Annotated in this window: 23 protein-coding genes; 13 read left to right on the forward strand and 10 right to left on the reverse strand. The window is 70.3% G+C overall.

The features are described 5' to 3' along the window. Window positions 1-15 precede the first annotated feature (15 nt). Entirely contained in the window at window positions 16-930 is a 915-nt protein-coding gene (locus tag ACX80L_RS08555) for a LysR family transcriptional regulator (protein ID WP_133080203.1), read from the reverse strand. Window positions 931-1,001: 71 nt separating this feature from the next. Here ACX80L_RS08555 and hisD point away from each other — a divergent pair, with 71 nt between their 5' ends. From hisD to ACX80L_RS08585, 6 genes are all read left to right on the forward strand, one after another. Beyond that, window positions 1,002-2,348: a histidinol dehydrogenase gene (hisD, locus tag ACX80L_RS08560; protein WP_459289025.1), complete on the forward strand. Its 1,347-nt coding sequence runs from the start codon at window positions 1,002-1,004 to the stop codon at window positions 2,346-2,348. Then, a complete protein-coding gene (locus ACX80L_RS08565) occupies window positions 2,345-3,154 on the forward strand; it encodes an ABC transporter substrate-binding protein (RefSeq protein ID WP_459289027.1) in 810 nt (269 codons plus the stop codon). Before hisD ends, ACX80L_RS08565 begins: the two co-directional genes overlap by 4 nt. A gap of 85 nt (window positions 3,155-3,239) precedes the next feature. Continuing rightward, window positions 3,240-3,851, forward strand: coding sequence for an amino acid ABC transporter permease (locus ACX80L_RS08570; RefSeq protein WP_459268803.1), 612 nt, complete (start codon window positions 3,240-3,242; stop codon window positions 3,849-3,851). Continuing rightward, the gene (locus tag ACX80L_RS08575; RefSeq protein ID WP_133080207.1) at window positions 3,844-4,695 is read left to right on the forward strand and encodes an amino acid ABC transporter ATP-binding protein; all 852 of its coding nucleotides are present in this window, start codon (window positions 3,844-3,846) and stop codon (window positions 4,693-4,695) included. Before ACX80L_RS08570 ends, ACX80L_RS08575 begins: the two co-directional genes overlap by 8 nt. 111 nt (window positions 4,696-4,806) lie before the next feature. After that, the gene (locus ACX80L_RS08580; protein WP_133080208.1) at window positions 4,807-4,986 is read left to right on the forward strand and encodes a hypothetical protein; all 180 of its coding nucleotides are present in this window, start codon (window positions 4,807-4,809) and stop codon (window positions 4,984-4,986) included. Between the two features lie 61 nt (window positions 4,987-5,047). Continuing rightward, the gene (locus ACX80L_RS08585) at window positions 5,048-5,743 is read left to right on the forward strand and encodes a DsbA family oxidoreductase (RefSeq protein ID WP_459268767.1); all 696 of its coding nucleotides are present in this window, start codon (window positions 5,048-5,050) and stop codon (window positions 5,741-5,743) included. Between the two features lie 47 nt (window positions 5,744-5,790). On the opposite strand, the gene ACX80L_RS08590 is transcribed toward ACX80L_RS08585, so the two are convergent. The 3 genes from ACX80L_RS08590 to ACX80L_RS08600 all read right to left on the reverse strand — a co-directional run bounded on the left by ACX80L_RS08590 (window position 5,791) and on the right by ACX80L_RS08600 (window position 7,375). Further along, window positions 5,791-5,976 carry a hypothetical protein gene (locus ACX80L_RS08590; RefSeq protein WP_459268768.1) on the reverse strand — a complete coding sequence of 62 codons (186 nt, stop codon included), beginning with the start codon at window positions 5,974-5,976 and terminating at the stop codon, window positions 5,791-5,793. A gap of 79 nt (window positions 5,977-6,055) precedes the next feature. Beyond that, window positions 6,056-6,901, reverse strand: a complete 846-nt coding sequence (locus ACX80L_RS08595; RefSeq protein WP_133080211.1) for a metal-dependent hydrolase — start codon at window positions 6,899-6,901, stop codon at window positions 6,056-6,058. Between the two features lie 108 nt (window positions 6,902-7,009). After that, window positions 7,010-7,375 carry a hypothetical protein gene (locus ACX80L_RS08600; RefSeq protein ID WP_208739674.1) on the reverse strand — a complete coding sequence of 122 codons (366 nt, stop codon included), beginning with the start codon at window positions 7,373-7,375 and terminating at the stop codon, window positions 7,010-7,012. Between the two features lie 90 nt (window positions 7,376-7,465). On the opposite strand from ACX80L_RS08600, the gene ACX80L_RS08605 reads away from it, so the two are divergent. From ACX80L_RS08605 to ACX80L_RS08620, 4 genes are all read left to right on the forward strand, one after another. Then, the gene (locus ACX80L_RS08605; RefSeq protein WP_459289029.1) at window positions 7,466-8,443 is read left to right on the forward strand and encodes an MsnO8 family LLM class oxidoreductase; all 978 of its coding nucleotides are present in this window, start codon (window positions 7,466-7,468) and stop codon (window positions 8,441-8,443) included. A 201-nt stretch (window positions 8,444-8,644) separates the two neighbouring features. Beyond that, window positions 8,645-9,754, forward strand: a complete 1,110-nt coding sequence (locus ACX80L_RS08610; protein WP_459289031.1) for a PRC and DUF2382 domain-containing protein — start codon at window positions 8,645-8,647, stop codon at window positions 9,752-9,754. 40 nt (window positions 9,755-9,794) lie between these two features. Then, complete coding sequence (locus ACX80L_RS08615) at window positions 9,795-10,928, forward strand: aminotransferase class V-fold PLP-dependent enzyme (protein WP_459289033.1); 1,134 nt, start codon at window positions 9,795-9,797, stop codon at window positions 10,926-10,928. Between the two features lie 262 nt (window positions 10,929-11,190). Then, window positions 11,191-13,020, forward strand: a complete 1,830-nt coding sequence (locus ACX80L_RS08620; RefSeq protein ID WP_459289035.1) for an immune inhibitor A domain-containing protein — start codon at window positions 11,191-11,193, stop codon at window positions 13,018-13,020. A gap of 58 nt (window positions 13,021-13,078) precedes the next feature. Here ACX80L_RS08620 and ACX80L_RS08625 read toward each other — a convergent pair whose 3' ends face one another. Both ACX80L_RS08625 and ACX80L_RS08630 read right to left on the reverse strand, forming a co-directional pair. Further along, complete coding sequence (locus ACX80L_RS08625; RefSeq protein WP_459289037.1) at window positions 13,079-13,723, reverse strand: hypothetical protein; 645 nt, start codon at window positions 13,721-13,723, stop codon at window positions 13,079-13,081. 248 nt (window positions 13,724-13,971) lie between these two features. Then, window positions 13,972-14,415 carry a GtrA family protein gene (locus tag ACX80L_RS08630; protein WP_133080217.1) on the reverse strand — a complete coding sequence of 148 codons (444 nt, stop codon included), beginning with the start codon at window positions 14,413-14,415 and terminating at the stop codon, window positions 13,972-13,974. A gap of 173 nt (window positions 14,416-14,588) precedes the next feature. Here ACX80L_RS08630 and ACX80L_RS08635 point away from each other — a divergent pair, with 173 nt between their 5' ends. Further along, complete coding sequence (locus ACX80L_RS08635; RefSeq protein WP_244185955.1) at window positions 14,589-15,602, forward strand: zinc-binding dehydrogenase; 1,014 nt, start codon at window positions 14,589-14,591, stop codon at window positions 15,600-15,602. 35 nt (window positions 15,603-15,637) lie between these two features. On the opposite strand, the gene ACX80L_RS08640 is transcribed toward ACX80L_RS08635, so the two are convergent. From ACX80L_RS08640 to ACX80L_RS08650, 3 genes are all read right to left on the reverse strand, one after another. Further along, entirely contained in the window at window positions 15,638-16,159 is a 522-nt protein-coding gene (locus tag ACX80L_RS08640; RefSeq protein ID WP_459289040.1) for a flavin reductase family protein, read from the reverse strand. 47 nt (window positions 16,160-16,206) lie between these two features. Continuing rightward, the gene (gene soxR / locus ACX80L_RS08645; protein ID WP_208739516.1) at window positions 16,207-16,644 is read right to left on the reverse strand and encodes a redox-sensitive transcriptional activator SoxR; all 438 of its coding nucleotides are present in this window, start codon (window positions 16,642-16,644) and stop codon (window positions 16,207-16,209) included. Window positions 16,645-16,846: 202 nt separating this feature from the next. Further along, a complete protein-coding gene (locus tag ACX80L_RS08650) occupies window positions 16,847-17,704 on the reverse strand; it encodes an SDR family oxidoreductase (RefSeq protein WP_459289042.1) in 858 nt (285 codons plus the stop codon). 222 nt (window positions 17,705-17,926) lie between these two features. Here ACX80L_RS08650 and ACX80L_RS08655 point away from each other — a divergent pair, with 222 nt between their 5' ends. Beyond that, the gene (locus ACX80L_RS08655) at window positions 17,927-19,045 is read left to right on the forward strand and encodes a Gfo/Idh/MocA family protein (RefSeq protein ID WP_459289044.1); all 1,119 of its coding nucleotides are present in this window, start codon (window positions 17,927-17,929) and stop codon (window positions 19,043-19,045) included. Between the two features lie 35 nt (window positions 19,046-19,080). Continuing rightward, a complete protein-coding gene (locus ACX80L_RS08660) occupies window positions 19,081-19,845 on the forward strand; it encodes a ThuA domain-containing protein (RefSeq protein ID WP_459289345.1) in 765 nt (254 codons plus the stop codon). Window positions 19,846-19,885: 40 nt separating this feature from the next. Here the strand turns inward: ACX80L_RS08660 and ACX80L_RS08665 are convergent, their stop codons facing one another. Then, a complete protein-coding gene (locus tag ACX80L_RS08665; RefSeq protein ID WP_459289046.1) occupies window positions 19,886-20,533 on the reverse strand; it encodes a nucleoside/nucleotide kinase family protein in 648 nt (215 codons plus the stop codon). Window positions 20,534-20,554 lie beyond the last annotated feature (21 nt).

Below are 20,554 nucleotides of genomic sequence, written 5' to 3' on the forward strand. Positions count from 1 at the left end.
ACCGGGGCGGGCTGGTCACACGAGGCTGGTCAGCCCGACCTGGGCGGCGACGGCCCGCTCTGCGAACTCGGAGAACCGGCGCGTCGCCGGCGAGAGGTAGCCGTGCTTCCGCTGGACGAGGGCGATCGTGTCGTAGAGGGGATCGGCGAAGGGGAAACTCCTCACAGTGTCCTCGCGCCGCAGGGACTCGAGGATGCCGCGGGCCATGAACGAGTCCCCTGCCCCGGCGGCCACGAGGCTGTAGGCCGTCTCCGCGTGCTCGACCTCCATGTCCGCCTCGATCGAGAGGCCCGCCAGGTTCGCCCGGTCCTGCAGTTGCCGCCGGGTGGGATCCTTCCACCCGGCATGCGCGTCGTAGAGGACGAGTTTCGCGGACGCCAGTTCGTGGATGCTCACCGGCCCGGCCTCGGCGGGCCGGGTGGAGGAGATGAAGCGCACCTCGTCCTGCGCCAGCTGGCGCACCTCGAGATGCTCGGTGTCCACGGGCAGCACGACGAGACCGCACTCGATCTCCCCGCTGGCCACCGAGGCCGCGACGACGTGCGAGTTCAGCCCGATCATCCGGACCCGGACGCCCGGGTACTTCTGGTGGAACTGCACGACGAGGTCCGCGAGGTCGTAGTTGGCGGCGTATCGCAGCACCCCGAACGTCGAGACCCCACCGTTGAGTGTCCTCAGTGCCTGCACGGCCTCGGACCCGCGTCGCGCCGAATTGACGCAGTCCAGTGCATGGGGATGCAGTTCCTCGGCCGCAGGAGCGGGGGAGAGGCCCTTGGAGTTGCGGGTGAACAGCGGCACACCCAGCTCCTGCTCGAGACGTGAGATCAACTCGGAGGCCGATGCCTGGCTGATCCCCAGCTCCCGGGCGGCAGCGCTCAGCGAGCGGCAGCTGTAGGCGGCGAGGAATGCGCGGAGCTGGTTCAGCGTCATAGGGGAAGGCTATATCCTGCATCGGCGAAGGGTGGGTTCCCCTATGCATCTTCCCGCCCTAGGCTCTGCGCATGGAACTAGACGCACACCACGCCTCCTTCATCGGAGGTTCCTACGAGTGCCTGAAGACCGCCGCGATCGGTGGAGTGCCGGCGCAGCGGCTGCCGAAGGTCGTCGAGACGGTATCGGAGATGCTGTCGGTCATCGAGAAGGGCGGGCGCGACGCCGTCACGGAGTACTCGCGGGTCCTCGACGGGTGGGGCGGAGGCGACGTCGAGATGGACGCGGACTCGCTGCGCCGGACCGGCGACGCCCTGACGCCGGAACTGCGCGCAGCCCTCGAGGCCGGTGCCGAGCGGACGCGGACGTTCGCCGGCCTGCAGCGCCGGCACCTGCAGGACTTCGAGGCGGACATGATGCCCGGGGTGGTGGTCGGGCACAGGTACATCCCGGTCCAGCGCGTCGGCGCCTACCTGCCGGCCGGGCGGTTCCCCATCCTCGCCAGCGCCTTCATGACCGTCGGCGTCGCGAAGACGGCGGGCGTGCCCACGGTGATCGCCTGCTCCCCGCCCACCTCCCCGACGGCCGGCAATCCCGCGGTGTTCTACTCCGCCTATCTCTCGGGCGTCGACCGCGCCTTCGTGGTCGGGGGTGTCCAGGCCCTGGCGGCCATGGCCTTCGGGCTGCTGGGCGAGCAGCCGATGGACATGCTCGTGGGCGCCGGCAACGCCTACGTGACCGAGGCGAAGCGGCAGCTCTTCGGGCGGGTCGGCATGGACCTGCTGGCGGGTCCCTCCGAGGTGGCCGTCATCGCCGACGACACGGCCGACCCCGTGATCGTGGCGGCGGACCTCCTCGGCCAGGCGGAGCACGGCCCCCAGTCACCGGCAGCCCTCGTCACGACGTCACGGGACCTCGCCCTGGCCGTGATCGCCGAGGTGGACCGCCAGCTCGTGGACCTCAGCACGCGTGACATCGCCGGGGCCGCCTGGCGGGACTACGGGACCGTCTACGTCGCCGAGGACAACGCGACCGCCGTCGAACTCATGGACGTGCTCGCCCCCGAGCACCTGGAGGTCATCACCGCTGACGACGACTACTTCCAGCAGAACCTGACGAACTACGGCTCGCTCTTCCTGGGGCCCTGGTCCACCGTCGCCTACTCCGACAAGGGCATCACCGGGACCAACCACGTCCTGCCCACCGGTGGTGGCGCGCGATCCTCGGCGGGACTGTCCGTGTCGAGGTTCCTGAAGCCCCTCACCTTCCAGCGCATCGATCGTTCCGCGACGATGCAGCTGGCCCCCCTGGTGTCCGAGATCTCCGCCTACGAGGAGATGGAAGCGCATCAGCGCACGGCCGACCTCCGCATCACCCGATTCGGGAACGACTCAGCATCGACCAAGGAGCAACCATGAACAGCAGGCGCGCCTTCACGTCCTTCGCAGCCGGTGCACTGGGGATCGCACTCACCCTGACCGCATGCGGCGGTGGGGACTCCGGCGGCAGCGAGGGTGGCGGAGGCGACGGCGAAGCCATCGAGTCGATCACCATCGCCACCTCCAACGACGCTCCCTTCTCCTTCACGGACGACGCCGGCGACCTGCAGGGCATCGACGGCGAGATGATCAACTGGATCGCGGACAAGAAGGGCTGGGAGGTCGAGGTCTTCGTGTCCGAGTTCGCCACCCTGATCCCGGCCATCAAGGCGGGGAAGGCCGACGCCGTCGTCGACGCCATGTACATCACCGATGTCCGCAAGGAAGAGGTGAACTTCACGGACACCTGGTACCAGCAGGGCGAAGGCATGATCGTCCCGGGAGACTCCACCATGACCAATCGCGACGACGCCAAGGGCACCGTGATCGGTGTCCAGACCGGCACCACCTTCATCGAGCTGGCGGAGTCGCTGGAGCCGGAGGAGATCAAGTACTTCGACTCCCAGGCCGCCCTGCTGACGGCGGTCGAGAACAAGCAGGTCGACGTCGTCTTCACCGATGCCGCCGTCGTCGCCTACAGCCTGGTGCAGAACCCCAACGACGCCATCAAGATCGTCGACCCCTACGAGCCCTACTTCCCCGGCCTGATCGGTGCCGCGGTGCCGAAGGAGAACACGCAGCTGCTGGAGGAACTCAACTCCGGCCTCGCCGAGCTGAAGGCGTCCCCGGACTACATGGAGATCCTGACGAAGTACGGTCTGACCGAGAGCAACGCCGTCGACTGACCGTCCCGTCCCGTTCCACCGAGGTTGAGAGGAAGGTCCGGTCATCGAGTTCATCCAGAGCACGCTCAGCTACTTCCCGCGCCTGCTGGCAGCCGCACCGATCGTCATCCAGCTCGCCCTGGGGGCGATGGCCCTGGCGCTCGTCCTCGGGCTGCTGCTGGCACTCGCGCGGATCTCGAAGTCGAAGATCCTGCGCGGCATCGGCCTGGTGTACATCGAGGTTATGAGGGGCACGCCCCTCCTGGTCCAGCTCGTCTACATCTTCTTCGTCCTGCCCGCCATCGGGGTGAACATCGATCCGGTCCCGGCGGGGATCCTCGGCCTGGGCCTGAACTATGCGGCCTACCTGTCGGAGGTCTTCCGTTCGGCGATCCTCTCCGTCGAGGCCGGCCAGACGGAAGCCGCCCTGTCCCTCGGCTACACGCCCGGCCAGGCGCTGTGGAAGGTCGTCCTGCCGCAGTCCTTCATCGTGTCGCTGGGGCCGATCGGCAACTACTTCATCGCGATGGTGAAGGACACGGCCCTGACGTCGGTCATCGCCGTGACCGAGATCCTGAAGACCGCGAACGTCATCAACGCGCAGACGTTCGAGACGACGCAGGTCTACACGGCGGCCGCCTTGCTGTACCTGCTGATCAGCCTCCCGCTGTCCCGCATCGTGAGTGCCCTGGAGAAGAGAGCGAGGGTCCATGTCTGACGAAGTGATCGTGAGTGCGCGGGACGTCCACAAGACGTTCGTGGTGACCAAGACCCCGAGCCTGCTGCAGCGCCTCCGGGGGCAGCGGCGGGAGGTCAATCGGATCGAGGTCCTGAAGGGCGTGGACCTGGACGTCCACAAGGGCGAGACCGTCGTCATCCTCGGCTCCAGCGGGTCCGGCAAGAGCACCCTGCTCCGCTGCATGAACAAGCTCGAGACGATCGACGACGGCCGGATCCTGGTCAACGGCCACCTCGTGGGATACGAGGAGCGGGACGGGAAGCTCGTCGACGAGAAGGCGTCCATCACCGCGCGGAAGCGGACCGACCTCGGCATGGTCTTCCAGCAGTTCAACCTGTTCCTGAACAAGACCGCCCTCGGCAACGTGATGGCACCCCTGCAGGACGTCAAGAAGATGTCCCGGGACGAGGCGCAGCAGCACGCGCTCGAGAACCTGAAGAGGGTGGGGCTGCTGGACCGGAAGGACAACTACCCCTCGAGGCTGTCCGGAGGGCAGAAGCAGCGCGTCGCGATCGCCCGCGCCCTCGCCATGGATCCGAGCGTCATGCTGTTCGACGAGCCGACGTCGGCCCTGGACCCGGAACTCGTGGAGGAGGTGCTGGCGGTGATCAAGGCGATCGCCGCCCAGGGCACCACGATGGTGATCGTGACCCACGAGATGCAGTTCGCGCGGGACATCGCGGACATCATCGTGGTCATGGACCAGGGTGTCATCGTCGAGAAGGGGACGCCCGACGAGGTCTTCTTCCGGCCGAAGCATCCGAAGACCTACGCGCTGCTCCGGCGGTCGGGGCTGACCGTGGAACCTCCCGGGACGGCCTAGTACCCGGGTTCCGGAGTTCCCTCCCGCTGTCTGGCCGCGATCGGGCGGGCGGCGTAAACTCGTAAGCCACCTGATGTTTCGGGTGCAGAGGCGGAATCGAAGGAGATCGGCATGGGCATCAGCAACATGGTCAAGAACGCAGCGGGCCGCTACCTGGGCAGGTCGGGAACCGGCACCACACCCACCACCGGTCGGACGCGAGGCGGCGGGATGAACGCCGGACGGCGCGGCACGCCGATGCCGTCGGGCAAGGTGGGCGGCATCCTCCGCAACCTGCTGAACCGGAGGTAGTAGCCGGGCCCGGGGGCTTCCCCAGGGAATAGCGCCCGGGCCCGCCGCCGTTCTACCGGACATGCAGATAGAGATCTGGTCCGATGTGAAGTGCCCGTGGTGCTACGTGGGCAAGCGCCGTTTCGAGAAGGCCCTCGCGACTTTCCCGCACAGGGACAGCGTCGAGGTGACCTGGAAGAGCTACCAGCTCGACCCGGACCTGCCCGACCACTACGAGGGCACCGAGCAGCAGTACCTCGCCGAGCGCAAGGGCATCGCCCCCGAGCAGGTCACGCAGATGTGGCAGCACCTGGCGCAGCAGGCGTCGGGTGAGGGCCTGGACTTCGACTTCGACCGCATCGTGGTGGGCAACAGTTTCACCGCGCACCGCTTCCTGCACCTCGCCACGTCCCGGAGTCGGGGTGACGCCGCCAAGGAAGCCGTGATGTCCGCCCACTTCGAGAAGGGGCTGGACACGTCCGACGTCGATGTCCTCGTCTCCCTCGGCACGGGCATTGGCCTCGACGAGGCCGAGATCCGCGACACCGTCGCCGGTGACCACTTCGCCGACGACGTGCGCCGGGACATCGAGGAGGCCCGCACCCTCGGCGTGCAGGGCGTGCCGTTCTTCGTCGTCGACCGCAAGTACGGGATCTCCGGCGCCCAGCCGACCGCACTGTTCCGCCAGGCTCTCGACCAGGCCTGGCAGGAGTCGCACCCGCTGGTGTCCCTCACGCCGTCGGCCGACGGACCGGCGTGCGGTCCCGACGGCTGCTAGCGGTCCACCGGACGGCGGCGGCCCCGCGGCCACCGTCGCAGCGGCCGTCAGCGCCGCGAGGAGCCCCGGGCCATCCTCTTCAGGTCGTCCTGCACGCGCGCTAGTTCCCGCTGACGCTGGAGTTGCAGTTCGTCGGCGCTCGGCTGATGGGGCCGAGCCGGCTCGGGCTCGGGCAGGGTCGGCGCATCCGCCTCGTCCTGCAGGGGGTCGAAGAACAAACCGTCGCGGTGCATGAAACCTCTTCCAGCTGTCGGTAGCTGTCCCCGACACTAGCGTGGCCGTGTTTCCGGCTTTTTTCGTACCGCTCGGAGGTCAACCGGCTCCGGAGAGGCGCGCGACCACCGCTCCGCCGTCGTCGAACCGGGTGATGGCCCATCCGATGCCGCCCACCGCGTAGAGCGAGACGGGCACCAGCAGGCACCACTCCCGGACCGACCCCGCATTGCCGAGGAGCGGTACCGCGATATTGCCGTTCGGCCGCCACACCTGCGCGATGACCGGCAGGCCCGCCAGGCTGCGCGGCCGCCGGATGCGGAACGGGTACACGGGATTGCAGCCGCCGGTGGTCAGCATGTCGCCGAGGATATGGACCACGACGCCGATGCCGACCGCGAGCGGGAACCAGAACTGCTCCTCGGGGGCGAACGCGGTGACGAACGCACCCGCGGTCAGCCCGACGGCCCACGGCGAGCGACGCATGCTGTCGGGGATGATCTTCAGGGCCTTCGCCGCGAAGGACACGAGCAGGACCGTGAGCAGCCCCGCACCGGGATAGATGGTGCCGAAGTCGGTGGTCCCGACCGTCCAGAGTCCGGCGACGAACGCCACGGCGACGAACGCGGCCACGCCGAGCAGGGAGTGGGTGCCGCGGCGATGGCCGCCGGAGATCGCGCCGACACCGGCGCAGAACAGGTTCGACAGCGGCGGCAGGGAATGGGCGATCGTGGCGCTGTGGTGATCGGCGTCGGGCAGCAGTGCCGCGCCCGCGGTGACCAGTGCGCCGGTGACGACGCCGACCGGGCTGACATCGAGCAGGCCGAACCCGAGGGTGACCGACTCGGGCAGCGCCGACAGCAGGAGGCCCGGATGCACGTCGATCCGGGTGGTGGCGGCAACCCAGGCGGCGGCGCCGCAGGCAGCATGGTGGGCGCCCATCATGGCGGGGAGTCCTTTCGGTGAGACCACGCCGGGCCGCGGGGAGCGGCCGGCGGTGAAATCCCATCCTGACGCGTGCCACCGTCATTCCTGGAACCACTGCGGGAAGCGCTAGTGCGGGCGGTCCTGCCGCGTCCGCGCGCCGCGCGTTGTGCCGGCCGACCGCAACCAGGCCTCGGCGTCGTCGCCCGTGCCGGTGGGTAGGTCGATCTTCTCGAGGCGCTTCTGGTAGCTCGCCGTGATGTCCCGTTGGATCCGCAGGCGGGCCTCGTCGCCCGGGAGGGCACGGCCTCCCGCGATCCGGTCGGTGATCTCGATCCGCCGCGCATAGGAATCGGCGATGCGCGCCGCGAGATCGTCGAGCTGCGCCGACTGCGGCTGGTGCGTGGTGGGCGCGGGTGAGCCGAGCACCCGACGGCGGATCCTGGTGACGATCTTCATGGTGCTGACCCCGCTGCTGATCCGGGTCTGCCGCACCCCGTTGTCCGGCGGACCCAGGCGCCGTCGCCGACGCCTGTCCGGCAACACTATCGGAATGACGCCGGACCGTCATCGGTTCCACGAAGTATGTCCCTTCCCTTCACCGGCCTGTCCGTCCTCGACCGCGCACAATCCCGGCTCGGTACTCCCGAGCCGGAGACCCTCCAGCGGGTCGTCGAGCGCGCGCGGCAGGCCGAACGGCTCGGCTACCGTCGGTTCTGGGTGGCGGAGCACCACGGTGTGCCCGGCATCGCCGGCTCGGTGCCCGCGGTGCTGGCGGCGGCCGTCGCGTCCCGCACGACGGCGATCCGCATCGGTACGGGCGGCATCATGCTCCCGAACCACCAGCCCCTGGTCGTCGCCGAACAGGCCGCAACGCTGAACGCGTTGTCCGGCGGCCGCTTCGACCTCGGCATCGGGCGCTCGCTCGGCTTCACCCAGGCCGTGCGGACGGCGCTGCGGGCAGGCAGGGAGGATGCGGACCGGTTCGAGCAGGACATCGCCGAACTGCTCGCCTTCCTCGGCGGCGCGGCGCCGGTCACCGCGCGCCCACAGGATGGCGGGCGTACGCCCGTGTTCGTCCTGGCCACCGGCCAGGGCCTGGACATCGCGGCACGGGCCGGCCTCGCCGTGGTGCTCGGCGGGCCCGCCCTGTTCCGGAACGGCGATTCGGCGCTCGAGCGGTACCGGACCGCCTTCCGCCCGTCACCGTGGTGGGAGGAACCCCACGTGACGGTGTCCGTCAACGTCGCGGTGGCGGCCACGACGGCGCAGGCGCGGCAGTTGCTCCTGCCCGAGGCCCGTGCGCTCGCCGTCTCGCGGACCCGGGGCTACTTCCCGCCGCTCGAGGCCGCCGGCGACGAGCCCCTCTCCGCGCGGGAGGAGGGGTACGTCGCCGAATCGCTCGCGACCGCCGTGTACGGGACGCCCGGCGAGGTGTCGCGGCAGCTCATCGACCTGCAGGCGCGGACGGGCGCCGCCGAGCTGCTCGTCGCCGGTGGCGCGTTCGACCTCGAGGGGCAGGCGGCGTCGGACGAGCTGCTGGTGGAGCTGGCAGCGGCCTAGGCCGTGCCGGATCCCGCGACAATGGCGCTGTCCGGGAGTCGAGCTGATGCGCTGCTCCGCTCCAGCGACGCCCTTGCCCGTCCCCCGGAGGGGATGTCCGCCGCCACGCCGATTAGTAAGCATGCTTGCTATAACGTGGGCGCCGCTCCTACCCTGAGGTTCACCCGCTCCTCGCGGCCGATACCGACGACAGGACTCCGCATGCTCACGATGAACGACCTCGACCCGCTGCTCAGACACCGCAGCACGGTGGTCACCGGCGAGGGGGACAAGGTGGGCACGGTGGGCGTGGTGTACCTCGACGATGCCGATGACCGGCCGTCATGGGTGACCGTCCACACGGGCCTCTTCGGGACCCGGGAGTCATTCGTGCCCCTCGAGGGTGCATCCGTGCACGGGCGCGACCTCGTGGTGGCCTACCCGCGCGACCTCATCAGGCACGCGCCGTCCGTCGACCGCGACGGCCACCTCAGCCCCGAGGACGAGGCTGCGCTGTACCGGCACTACGGGCTGCGCGGAGCGGCTCCGGTCCCTCGGTTCGCCGCCGCTGAGCCGGTAACCGAACACGCTGCCGTGCGTACGACGACGCCGGTAACCGAATCCGCCGTCGCCGGGCCGGCAACTGAACATGCCGCCGCCGAGCCGGCGATCGAACCCGCCGCTGCGCGCACGACGACGCCGTCGGCCGCTGCCCCGGACGCGGCGACGGGGGAGACCGCAGCACGCGCGATGCACACGGCAGGAACGTCCGACGCGACACCGGCGCCCACGACCGCGCGGACGCAGGGTGGGACGCACACGCGTGACGAGGGCGGCACCCCCTGGGTGGTCCGCTCGGAGGAACGACTGCGCGTCGGGACCGAGCAGTACGAGGCCGCACGCGTGCGTCTCCGGAAGTACGTCGTGACCGAGGAGGCCACGATGACCGTCCCGCTGAAGCGGGAGGAGATCCGGATCGAGGTGGAACCCATCTCGTCGCCCGTGCGCCTGGAGGCCGAGGGCGTACCGTTCCAGGAGCAGTCCGTGGAACTCGTGGCACACGAGGAACTCGCCGTCCTGAGCAAGGAGACGGTGCCCGTCGAGCGCGTGAGCATGAAGACGGTCGAAGTGGCCGGCAGGACCACCGTGCGGGAGGAGGTGCGCAAGGAGCGCATCGCCAGCAGCGCGGACGGGGCTGCGTCGGTCGGCAGGGGCCGGGGGCTCGGTTCCTCCAACCGTGGAACCACCGCCGGTGCGGATGCCGACGCGTCGACGAGGATCGCGACGAACAGCACGAACGCGCTCCTGAAGGGAAGGAAGAAGCGGCGCTGACGCGGGTCTTCCGGTCGTCCCGGACCGTAGGGTGGACTGCATGGGAGCCACGCAGGACGACGCCGCACTCTTCGCCGCCTATCAGGGCACCTTCTCGGAGGCTCCCGGGTATCTGAACTTCGCGAGCTTCGGCCCGCCGTCGACCGCCGTCCGCGACCACGTGGCGCACCTCGTGCAGACGGCCGGAGAGGCAGCCGTCGGCGCGAGCAGCACGCTCGAGGGCGAGGACAAGCGGGCGCGGGAAGCCTTCTCACGGCTCAGCGGATTCCCGCTAGAACAGGTGGGGCTGACCGGCAGTACCTCGCTCGGCCTGTTCCAGGTGGCCTTCGGCCTGGCCTCCGGCACGGTGCTCGTCGGCGCCGGTGAGTTCCCGTCCAACACCTATCCCTGGCTGCGCACCTGGGCAGCGGGCCGTGCACGCGTCGACCTGATGGGGGAGCCCGGCACCCGGGTGACCCCCGACGTCGTCGCCCACCGGCTGACGGGCGACACCGTTGCCGTGAGCGTCAGCGCCGTCGACTTCCGCACCGGCTACCGGGCCGATCTCGCCGGGATCCGCGACGCGATCGGCCCCGACCGCCTCCTCGTGGTCGACGGCATCCAGGGGTTCGGTATCGCCGATCTGGAATGGACACTCGCCGACGTGCTGATCGCCGGCGCGCAGAAGTGGGTGCGGGCCGGCTGGGGCGTGGCCGGGATCGCGATGTCGCCACAGGGCCTCGAGCGCATCGAGCCCCTGCTCACCGGCTGGACGGGGGTCGCCCACGCTCGACGGTACGACGGCGAGGAGCACGCGCCGCTGCCGGGGGCCGGGCGCTTCTCCATCTCGAACCTGTCCCCGTACGCGACCGGGGCGTTCGCGGAGGCCCTCGAACTGATCGAGCCGGTGGGCGTGCCGGCCATCGAGGGCATCATCGCGACGCACGCGGGTGCCCTGATCGACCAGCTCGACGCCGCAGGGGTGCCGGTCCTCTCGCCCCGGGAGCGGGAGGACCGGGCGGGGATCGTGGTCGCGGGCCTTCCGGGGCGGGCGGCCGAAGCGCACGCGGCGCTCGCCGCCGCCGACATCTCGGTGACGCTGCACGGGCCGGACCGCATCCGCCTCTCCGTGCACGCGACGACCCGCTCCGAGGTCCTCGGCGCGGCGGCGGGGGTACTCGCGGATTTCGTCTGAGGGCGGGGGCGCTGCGGGTGCCCGGGCTCGTCCGCGGGTGCGCGCTCACGGTCCGCCCGGCCCTGCACTATAGGGCGTGCCGTCCCGGTACGCCAGAGCACACCAGAGAGATGGTTCATAGAACGCAACCGACCTCCGAAGTGTCCCCGGGCGGTGCTAGCGTCCCTGCCAGAACATGTGACCTAGGCAACATGTTCGTAACCTCGGGCACCTAACCTGAGGGTGTTCTGCATCAGCTGGGATATTTCACTAAGGAGAACCCTTGAATCTCACACCTCGTACCCGGGGGCTGCGGTGCGCGATGGCGCTCGCCGTGACCAGCGCCGTCGTGCTCGCTCCCGTGAGCGCACAGGCCACCACCGGCACCGCGGCGGACGCACCGACCGCGACGTCGTCCTTCACCTCCTCGCCCAGCGCCGACGGCGCGGCCGCGAAGCTCGACGACCGTTCCGACCCTGCAGCGGAGGAGCGCCGCGACCTCAACCAGCAGGGCCTGGCGAAGGTCCTCTCCGGAGAGGCCAAGGTCGAGGACCGCGGCGGCTCGAAGGCCGTCAAGGTCGCTCCCGGCCAGTGGGCACAGTACGGCCTGCAGGACAGCGACCAGATCCTGTCCTTCCTCGTCGATTTCGGCGACAAGATCGACCCGCGCTTCCCGACCTCGACGGCAGGCCCGACGCACAACGCCATCAAGGAGCCGAACCGGGCGGTGGACAACTCCACCTACTGGTCCGACACCTTCGACCGCGAGCACTACCTCGACATGTTCTTCAGCGAGGAGGGCGAGTCGCTGAAGGGCGTCTACGAGGAGATGTCCAGCGGCCGGTACACGGTCGACGGCGACGTCAGCGACTGGGTGACCGTGCCCTACAACTCGGCGAGCTACGGCGAGACCGAGAGCCAGGCGGACATGACCCGCTTCGTGCAGGACACCGCGAACGCCTGGTACGACTCGCAGGTCGCGGCCGGCAAGACCGCAGCCGAAATCGACGCCTACCTCGCGACGTTCGACCAGTGGGACCGCTACGACTTCGACAAGGACGGCGACTTCGACGAGGCCGACGGCTACATCGACCACTTCCAGGCCATCCACGCGGGCGAGGGCGAGGAGGCAGGCGCGGCGTCGTCCGCCATCTGGTCCCACCGCTGGGCCGTCGGCCAGGCGGGCCGCGGCACCTCCGGCCCCGCGGCCAACCCCTTCGGCGGCATCAAGATCGGCGATTCCGACATCTGGATCCGCGACTACACCACGGAGCCCGAAAACGGCGGCCTCGGCGTCTTCGCGCACGAGTACGGTCACGACCTCGGCCTGCCCGACCTGTACGACACGAGCGGCGGCGAGAACGGCACCGGCTTCTGGACGCTCATGAGCTCCGGTTCGTGGCTCGGCCACGGGGACGGCTCCATCGGCACCACCCCGAACCACATGGGTGCCTGGGAGAAGCTGCAGCTCGGCTGGCTGGACTACGACGTCGCCACGGCGGGCGTGAAGTCCACCCACAAGATCGGCCCCTCGTTCCACGCCACGAAGGCCCCGCAGGCCGTCGTCGTGAACCTGCCCAAGGACGCGGCCGGCAAGAACCGCTTCTACATCGCCGAGAACCGCGTGTACGCGGGCTACGACGCGACGCTCGCCACCGGCCCGTACAACTTCGGCTGGGGCGTCACCGCGCCGGACACCGTGGAGCACTACGCGTACCAGGACGGCCTGAGCGTGACCTACTGGAACACCGCGCAGACCAACAACAACACGCGCCAGCACCCGGGCGCCGGCCTGGCCCTGCCGGTCGACGCCCACCCCAAGGCGCTCACCTGGTCGGACGGCACCGTCGTGCGCAACCGCATCCAGAGCTTCGATGCCACCTTCGGCAAGCAGGCGACGGATGCGCTGAACCTGCACCGCGAGACGGCGGCGGGCATGACCACGCTCACGGCGCCCTCGCAGCCGGGCGTCGCTGTCTTCGATGACACCAACCCCAACGCCTACTACGACGCCGCGAACCCGCAGGGCTCCGTCGTCGTCGCCGGCACCGGGACGAAGATCGAGGTCGTCCAGTCCAACTCGACGGGCATGCTGACCCTCCAGGTCCGCTAGCCCCGCGAGCCGCACACAGAAGGAGCCGGGAGATCCTCCCGGCTCCTTCTGCGTGTTCCTAGTGCGTGTGCCGCTTCCGGCGCGGCTGCGAGACGACGGCGATCCCCAGGGCCAGGGCGACCGCCACCAGGCTCAGGATGCCTGCTGCCACATAACGTGCAGACAGTGCGTCCCCGGTCCGGGCCTCGGCTTCGGCCACCGCGTCCTCGGTCTGCGGCTGGCCCGAGGAGACGTCCGGTCCCGTCACGACCGGGCCGGTGACCGGATCGATCCGTGTCGGCGACAGTGCGGGCGCTTCCATCCCGCCGACTCCGCCGGCGTTGTCGCCGGGGACCACGACCGGTGCGGGCGACGACTCCGTGGACGATTCCGGCGGTGCCGTACTGCTGCCCGACGCCGACGCGCGCGGGGACGGCGAAGCAGGGGTCGCACCCGGCTCGGGCTCGGTGCTCGCCACCGTCGGCTCCGGCTCGGGCGGGGCGACGGGAGACTCGGACGGCGCGGGTTCTGCGGCCGGAGGATCGACCGTCGGCGTGGGCTCCCCCGCGGGTTCCGTTCCGGGGAGTGTGCCCGGATCGGCCGGCGGCGGAGCCGGGTCCGTCACCACCGGTTGTCCGGGTACGACCGTCGGCGGTGCGATGGCCTCCTCCGGACCCGGAGTGGCCGGGACCAGCGGGTCCACCTGCGCTGCGAACAGGGTCATCGGCATCGCGGACTGCGCGGGAGCCGGTCCGGCCGCGGCGAGCAGGAGTCCGCCGCCGAGGGCCAGGGCTGTGAGTGCGGTGGGGGCGCGGATGGCGGAGTCTTTCAGGAGGTGGGGGAACGACGGCGGGAAGGGCAGGGGCCTTCCGAAGCATGCTGACTGTCAGTTTCTACCCTACGCCGGGGCGCGAGTCGTGCCCATCCCGGTCGGCGTTCCGTTCATCGCTTGCCAGGGTTCGACGGGATCGTTCAGGAACCCGCGGCGCAGAGCGTCGCGGTCGCGGCCGGCAGCGCGGGGCGGAAGACGAAGAACCGGTAGGCCACGTAGCGGAAGACGTTGCCGAGGAGGACCCCGACGACGTTCGCCGAGATGTTGTTCGCCAGGGGGCTCGTCAGCCCGAGGAGGTAGTGGGATACGACGAGGCAGGCGGCGGCGATGCCGAGCCCGACGAGGTTGGTGAGGGCGAAGAGGATCGCCTCCTCGCGCTTCGGCCGTCCCGCGAACGCGCGGAAGGTCACGTAGTGGCTCCCGAGCCACGAGACGCCGGTGGCCAGCGCCACCGAGACGACCTTGGAGGTGATGGGCCCGACGCCGAAGCCGAGGGCGAGGATGTTGAACACCGAGATGTCGACGAGGAAGGCCACCGTTCCCACGGCGGCGAAGGATCCGAGCCTCTGCAGGGCTTCGCGCACGGTCTGTGTCCTTTCCTCGACAGCACTCCATTCTACTCTTAGGTTGCCTAAGTAACTGACGATCGGTGGAGAGACATGGCGCACAGCGGCGGGTCAAGGCGTTCCTCCACCCCGGGGCCCCTCGCCCACGCTGGCTAGCATGAAAGCGCCCCATCACCCATCACGGAGGACCCATGAACGAGACCATGCTCGCCGGAAGGCTCAACGTCAGCACCGGGACCTTCGAGGTCAGGGAGGTGCCGGTACCCGTCCCCGGGCCGGGGTTCGTCCGGGTCCGGGTGCAGGCCGCCGGCGTGTGCCTGTCCGACGTCCACCTCATCGAGGGACTGCTCAAACCGCTGCACCTGCGGGGCGACGAGGTCACCCTGGGGCACGAGGTCGCCGGCAGCGTCGACCTGCCGGGCGACGGGGTCGAGGGCTGGGCCGAGGGTGACCGCGTGGTGCTGCAGGCGGGGTACGAGTACAAGGGCGTCACCCTCACCATGGGCGTCGACTACGACGGCGGCTGGGCCGAATACGTGGTGGTGCCCGCCGGAGTGCTGGTGCCGTTGAGCGCGGACTTCTCCTACGAGCAGGCCTCGATCATCCCCGATGCCGTCTCGACGCCCTGGGCCTCGATCGTGTCCACCGGCAAGGTCCGTGCCGCGGAGGCCGTGGGGGTGTGGGGTGTCGGCGGGCTCGGTGCCCACGGCGTGCAGTTGCTGCGCATGGTGGGTGCCGCCCCGATCATCGCCGTCGACCCGCTGCCCGAGGCACGCGAGCGGGCGCTCGCCTTCGGCGCCGATGTGGCGCTCGATCCGCGCGCCGACGACTTCTCGGCGGCCATGGCCGCCGCGACCGCCGGGCGCGGTCTCGACGTCGCCTTCGACTTCGCAGGCGTGGACGCCGTGCGCGCCCAGGCCCTCGCCAGCCTGGGACTGCAGGGCCGGCTCGTGCTGGTGGGACTGAGCGGCAACCCGATCACCGTCTCCGACAGCACCGCCTTCTCCTACACGCGCAAGCAGGTCCGCGGCCACTACGGGTCGGAGGCCCACCACGTACCGCAGCTCGTGGCGCTCACCGAGCTCGGGCGCCTCGACTTCGCCCGGTCCATCAGTGACACCCTTCCGCTGCGTGATGCCGCAGCCGCCGTTGCGCGCCTCGAGCGCAAGGAGGGGAACCCGATCCGCCTGGTGCTGGTGCCCTGAGCCGACCGCATCTGCGGTCGCTGCCGGTCGTGGCCTCAGCCCAGCAGCGACCGGTCGTCCAGGCGATGGTAGGACCGGTTGTGGTAGACGAGCGGCGCGATGTCGTCGTCCGCGCCCTGTTCGATGGACAGGACCTCGGCGGCCAGGATCATGGAGCCGCCCACCGGTAGCCGATGCAGGATGCGGCAGCGCAGGGCCCACGGCGCGTCGGTCAGGAGCGGCTCGCCCGAGGGGAGGGGATGCCAGTCCACGGCTCCGCCGAAGCGGTCGGCGCCCCGGGCCGCGAAGAGGCGGGCGATACCGAGTTGGTCGGCGCCGAGCAGGTGCACCACGAGGGTGTCCGCCTGGACCAGGGCTGCGGCCGACGACGACGCCGTCGAGACCGAGAAGGCGAGCACGGGCGGTTCCGCCGAGACGGACGACACCGAGGATGCCGTCAGGCCGACCGGGCCCTCGGGGCCCTGCGCGGTGAGGACGGCGATGCCCGCAGGGTGGGCCCGGAACGCGTCCTTGAAGAGCTCGGCGGTGGGGTGGGCGTGACCGGTGGGGGCTGTCATGCCTTTCACGCTAGGACCTCAACAATGGTTGAGGTCAAATCCGCGGTTCAGGGGTCGAGGAGGGTCGAGCGGATGCCCTTCGAGCCGGCCGCGTCGTCCGGATTGACGAATCCGCAGGTCGCGAGCGAGAGGCAACCGCAGCCGATGCAGCCTCCGAGCCTGTCCCGGAGGTGCTCGAGCTGGGCGATGCGCTTGTCGATCTCCTGCTGCCATGCGGCGGATAGCCGCTGCCAGTCCGCCTGGTCCGGCACCCCGTCCCTGGGCAGTTCCGCGAACGCCGTGGCCACGGTGGAGAGCGGGATCCCGGCACGGTGGGCTGCCGCGATGACGGCGACCCGGCGGAGGACGGAGCGGTCATACCGGCGCTGGTTGCCCGAGGTCCGGCGGCTGTGGATGAGGCCCTGGCGTTCGTAGAAGTGCAGAGCGGAGACGCTCATGCCGCTGCGCGCAGCCAGTTGTCCTACGGAGAGGTCCTGGTCGGGCACGGAACCTTCCTTCCTGCTCGGGCGGAGACGTTACTGCGCGGCGTCGTGCACGGCGTTCGGACCGCGATGAGTGGATCCGGCGGCGTGTCGCCCCGCGACACGCACTTCGTTCTCAAAACCCGTGCACGACGCCGCGGCGACAGTCCGGCACGACGCCGCAGCGACAGTCCGGCACGACGCCGCGGCGGCGGCGGTCGACGCGCTACGCGCTCAGCAGCTCCCCGACGTACTGCTTCAGCGGCGTGGTCGGGCGGCCGATGATGCGCGACAGGGTGCCGTCGCTCTCGGCGAGCAGCCCGGCGGCGATGTTCGCGTCGAGTGCCGCGGCGAAGCCGGCCGAGCCCTCGTCGACCCCCAGGCCCGTGAGGGCGGCGACGTGCTCGTCGGTGGACACGTTGTTCACGGTGACGGGAGTGCCGGCGAGCTCCGAGACGGTGGCGGCGAGTTCGTCGGCGTTCCAGGGCTCGTCACCGCCGAGTTCGAGGATCTCACCGGTGTACTGATCGGACAGCAGCACGACGGCGGCCGCCTCCGCGTAGTCCCCCCGCGTCGCGCTGGCGATCCTGCCGCTCCCGGCGCTCGTGAGGATGGTCCCGGTCGAGGCGGCCTGGCGGATCGTGTCGTCGTAGTTCTCGGTGTACCAGTTGTTGCGCAGCACGGTGTAGGTCAGCCCGGAGCCTTCGAGCAGCCCCTCGGTGGCCTTGTGTTCGGGCGCCAGGACGAGGTCCGACGTCGAGGCCTTCGGTGCGCTCGTGTAGACCAGTTCGGCATTTACCTTGCGGGCGGCGTCGATCACGGCCTTGTGCTGCACGGAGCGCCGGCCCACCTCGTTGCCGGAGATGAGGAGGATCTTCTCCGCGCCCGCGAAGGCGGCGTCGAGCGTCGACGGGTCGGCGTAGTCCACGCGCGCCGTGCGGACGCCGTGCGTGGCGAGCTCGGCCAGGGCTGCCTCGTTGCGGCCGCCCGCGACGACGGTGGACGGGTCCACCCCGCGTGCCAGCAGCTGCTCGACGACTCGGCGGCCCAGGTGTCCCGTGGCTCCGGTGATGACGATGGTCATGTGTCCTCCTGTTCGTGCACCTTTTCGGTGCGTCTACAGGCGGTAACGAGGCGGATGGGCAAAGACTTCCCGGGCGCGCTGCGCCGGGTTACCCCACTGCAGCCTTCGTGCTCCTGGCGGACCGGATCCGGAAGCACGTGGACAGGAGCCTCGGCGAGGCGGTAGGACTGCTGGAGGGGCTCGTACCGCAGCCGCCGGACCCGACAGCGAAGGATCGCATCCTTGGACGAGCACGCGAGCCACGAGAAGGCGGGCGACGCGCCCACGACGACCGGCCGGCCCCGCCTGAGGGTCGGCGTGGTGGGCATCGGCTGGGCCGGACGCCAGCACCTCCGGGCCTACGCGAACAGCGAGGACGTCGAGATCCTCGGCCTGGCCGGCATGGAGCCGGATCTCCTCGCCGAACTGGCGGACGAGTACGGGATCCCGCACGCCGTCGCCCGGTGGGAGGACCTGCTCGCCCTCGACGGGCTCGACGCCGTGAGCGTCGCCGTGCCCACGTTCCTCCACGCGCCGATCACCGTCGCCGCCCTGGACCGCGGACTCCACGTCCTGAGCGAGAAGCCGATCGCCCGCAACGGCGACGAGGGCCAGCTGATGGTCGACGCCGCGCGGAAGGCCGGGCGCGTGCTCGACGTCGCCTTCAACCACCGCCGCCGCGGTGACATCACGGCGCTCAAGCGCATCATCGACGACGGCGAGCTCGGCCGGCCCTACTACGCCAATGCGTCGTGGCTGCGCCGCTCCGGCATCCCCTCGCTCGGCAGCTGGTTCACCAACCGGGAGATGGCGGGCGGGGGGCCGCTCGCGGACATCGGCGTCCATGTGCTCGACTACGCACTGCACCTGCTGGGCGAACCGGCGGTCCTCTCCGTCTCGGCCTCGACCTACTCGGAGCTCGGGCCGCAGGGCCGGGGCGGCGGGGCCTACGGCGCGCAGGGAGCGGGATCGGCCTTCGAGGTGGAGGACTTCGCCTCGGCCTTCCTCCGGCTCGACGGCGGTGCGACGCTCCTCGTCGAGGCCGGCTGGGCGGCCTACCGCCACGCGGACGACCTCCTGGACTTCCGGCTCTACGGGACCGACGGAGGCGCCGAGCTGAGCCGGGTCGGGGGACCGGAGGACGCCGTCGAGTCCCTCCACGTCTATTCCGAGCGCGGCGACTACGAGCCCGACGTCGGACCGTCGCTGGGCCACCAGGGCGTGATCGACGATTTCCTCGCCGCAATCCGCGCGGGCGAGTCCGAGTGGGGCCGGCACGACGGCTCCCTGGCCCTCAGCCGCGCCCGGGTCATCGACGCCTGCTACGTCTCCGCAACCCAGCACCGGGAGGTTCAGCTCTGATGGCGAACGACACGGCGAACGGTATGGCGCCCGATATGGCGCCCGACGTGACCTTCGACGGCAAACCCACGATCGTCGTCTGGAACGAGGGCGTCCACGAGGCTCGGAACGAACCCGCGACCATCGGCGAGATGTATCCCCGGGGCATCCACGGAGCGATTGCAGACTCCCTCGCCCGCTACTTCCCGGGTTCGGACATCACGACGGCGACCCTCGCCGAGCCCGACCACGGCCTCACCGAGGAGCGCCTCGCGGGCACCGACGTGCTGCTGTGGTGGGGGCACATCGCCCACGGCGACGTGTCCGACGACGTCGTCGAGCGGGTGCACCACCACGTGCTGGGCGGCATGGGACTGGTGGTGCTGCACTCGGGACACTTCTCGAAGATCCTCACGCGCCTGCTCGGCACCACCTGCTCGCTCAAGTGGCGCAACGACGGCGAACGCGAGCTGGTGTGGACGGTCAAGCCATCGCATCCCATCGCCGCGGGCGTCGACAGCCCCATCGTCATCCCGGAGCAGGAGATGTACGGCGAGCTCTTCGACATCCCCGAACCCGACGACCTGATCTTCATCAGCTCCTTCGAGGGCGGTGAGGTGTTCCGCTCGGGCGTCACGTTCTCGCGGGGCAAGGGCCGGATCTTCTATTTCAGCCCCGGCGACCAGGAGTACCCCGTCTACCACCATCCGCAGATCCAGCGGGTGCTCGCCAACGGCGTCGACTGGGTGGCGCAGCAGGGCGTGCACCGCACCCCTCCGGACGTGGAGAACCCGGCGCGCGACTGGTTCCTGGCGGACTAGGGGCGGACTAGGGGCGGACGAGGGGCGGACGAGGGGCGGACTAGGGGCGCCGCCAGTCCGAGCAGTCGAGGACCCGGTCCGCACGCGGTCCGGAGGCGTCGACGAGGACCGCGTTCGGCTCGTCCACGTGCCGCACCCACTCCTCGGCGGCACGGGGTGATTTGCCGAACCGGACGTGGCGTTCGACGAGCCGGCGACGGCGGACGTCCGGATCGACGCCGACGAACCAGACCGCGTCCAGGAGGTCCCGTGCCTCGCGCCAGCCGGGCTCGTCGAGCAGCAGGTAGTTGCCCTCCGTGATCACGAGCGACGCGGAGGGTGCGACGGGCAGGGCGTTGGCCAGTGGCTGCTCGAGATCGCGTTCGAAGGACGGTGCGTAGACCGCATGACCCGGGTGGGCACGCAGCCTCGCCAGCAGCGCCGCGTAGCCGTGGGCGTCGAAGGTCTCCGGAGCACCTTTCCGGTCCAGCAGCCCGAGGCGCGACAGTTCCTGATCGGCGAGATGGAACCCGTCCATGGGCACCTGTGCCGAGCGTGCCGGATCGAGGGCCGCGAGCGCCGTCGCGACCGTCGATTTGCCCGCTCCGGGCGGGCCGGCGATCCCCAGCAGCACGCGCCCGCCGTCCTGCCGGCGGGGCAGGAGCGGCACGAGGTCCTGCGGTCCGGTGACGACGACCGTCGATCCCATGCCTGCCCTGCCTTCCTGACG

The sequence above is a fragment of the Arthrobacter sp. MDT1-48-3 genome, from assembly GCF_054511015.1.

Bases quoted from the DNA above. Each gene is read 5' to 3' on its own strand.
- ACX80L_RS08555 (WP_133080203.1), bottom strand. From the start codon at position 930: ATGACGCTGAACCAGCTCCGCGCATTCCTCGCCGCCTACAGCTGCCGC.
- hisD (WP_459289025.1), top strand. From the start codon at position 1,002: ATGGAACTAGACGCACACCACGCCTCCTTCATCGGAGGTTCCTACGAG.
- ACX80L_RS08565 (WP_459289027.1), top strand. From the start codon at position 2,345: ATGAACAGCAGGCGCGCCTTCACGTCCTTCGCAGCCGGTGCACTGGGG.
- ACX80L_RS08575 (WP_133080207.1), top strand. From the start codon at position 3,844: ATGTCTGACGAAGTGATCGTGAGTGCGCGGGACGTCCACAAGACGTTC.
- ACX80L_RS08580 (WP_133080208.1), top strand. From the start codon at position 4,807: ATGGGCATCAGCAACATGGTCAAGAACGCAGCGGGCCGCTACCTGGGC.
- ACX80L_RS08585 (WP_459268767.1), top strand. From the start codon at position 5,048: ATGCAGATAGAGATCTGGTCCGATGTGAAGTGCCCGTGGTGCTACGTG.
- ACX80L_RS08590 (WP_459268768.1), bottom strand. From the start codon at position 5,976: ATGCACCGCGACGGTTTGTTCTTCGACCCCCTGCAGGACGAGGCGGAT.
- ACX80L_RS08595 (WP_133080211.1), bottom strand. From the start codon at position 6,901: ATGATGGGCGCCCACCATGCTGCCTGCGGCGCCGCCGCCTGGGTTGCC.
- ACX80L_RS08605 (WP_459289029.1), top strand. From the start codon at position 7,466: ATGTCCCTTCCCTTCACCGGCCTGTCCGTCCTCGACCGCGCACAATCC.
- ACX80L_RS08610 (WP_459289031.1), top strand. From the start codon at position 8,645: ATGCTCACGATGAACGACCTCGACCCGCTGCTCAGACACCGCAGCACG.
- ACX80L_RS08615 (WP_459289033.1), top strand. From the start codon at position 9,795: ATGGGAGCCACGCAGGACGACGCCGCACTCTTCGCCGCCTATCAGGGC.
- ACX80L_RS08625 (WP_459289037.1), bottom strand. From the start codon at position 13,723: ATGACCCTGTTCGCAGCGCAGGTGGACCCGCTGGTCCCGGCCACTCCG.
- ACX80L_RS08635 (WP_244185955.1), top strand. From the start codon at position 14,589: ATGAACGAGACCATGCTCGCCGGAAGGCTCAACGTCAGCACCGGGACC.
- ACX80L_RS08640 (WP_459289040.1), bottom strand. From the start codon at position 16,159: ATGACAGCCCCCACCGGTCACGCCCACCCCACCGCCGAGCTCTTCAAG.
- ACX80L_RS08650 (WP_459289042.1), bottom strand. From the start codon at position 17,704: ATGACCATCGTCATCACCGGAGCCACGGGACACCTGGGCCGCCGAGTC.
- ACX80L_RS08660 (WP_459289345.1), top strand. From the start codon at position 19,081: ATGGCGCCCGACGTGACCTTCGACGGCAAACCCACGATCGTCGTCTGG.
- ACX80L_RS08665 (WP_459289046.1), bottom strand. From the start codon at position 20,533: ATGGGATCGACGGTCGTCGTCACCGGACCGCAGGACCTCGTGCCGCTC.